The following is an 807-nucleotide window of genomic DNA, read 5'->3' on the forward strand; positions in this document are numbered from 1 at the left end:
TTGGTCGCGCGTTGTCCAGAACCAGCTTTTACGAGCGTCCTGCCCGAAAAAGCCTAACCATTCTTCCATGAATGGTTTTCTTGGTTTGGTGGTTGATTTGAGTTGGGTGAAACATTGAATCAACGAAGATAAATTGATCGCTGTACTCATGAAATGTCATTGCAGATCAAATTACCACATCACCTCTTTTACTGACTGTTATAACGTTGCTGTTTCTTGCAAACCCTACCTACATCAAAGAATGTCATGTTTGTGTCAATTATTTCTGGATGTTTTCTGTAACTTATTCAATTCTATGTACGGTGTCTGAGTGCTTATTAGTGAACCAATGAAGCTTATCTGAGAAGGGGACGACAGCAAGTTATACGGCAGGGTGCTGTTTAATAATTGTTATACCTACAGGAGGATTTATGCTTAATAAAACTGAAAAGAAGGTAAGGAAAATACTTATCAAAGTGGCTAGAGGATTATTAGATACTTATCACTTTCGAAAAATTACTTACAAAGAACTTTGGTTGACACAATATCCCAAGGAAACATGGGGGCAAGGACATACTCCGGAAGTCGTTGAATGGATTGTTAATATATCAAATGCTGATACAGATAACGGGTTACCGCCACTAAATGCTCTCGTTGTGCGTAAAGATACATCTGAACCGGGGAAAGACTGGAAATCTTGGCATAAAAGTGTAGGGAGTCCGTTTGAGTCTCAAGCACATGCACAGGCAGCTTGTTGGGCATATTGGCCGAGTATGCATGTAGTCGAAACATTCTATAGGAAGCGCTAGCAAAGGTATAACAAAGGTA

Annotated in this window: 1 protein-coding gene; it reads left to right on the forward strand. The window is 39.9% G+C overall.

Translation table 11 applies throughout. The features are described 5' to 3' along the window. Positions 1 to 410 precede the first annotated feature (410 nt). Entirely contained in the window at positions 411 to 788 is a 378-nt protein-coding gene (locus AC55NX_RS20755) for a hypothetical protein (protein ID WP_496997455.1), read from the forward strand. Positions 789 to 807 lie beyond the last annotated feature (19 nt).

Source organism: Vibrio rubrogenes (assembly GCF_059641415.1).

Coding starts and splice junctions, on each gene's coding strand:
- AC55NX_RS20755 (WP_496997455.1), top strand. CDS start 411: ATGCTTAATAAAACTGAAAAGAAGGTAAGGAAAATACTTATCAAAGTG.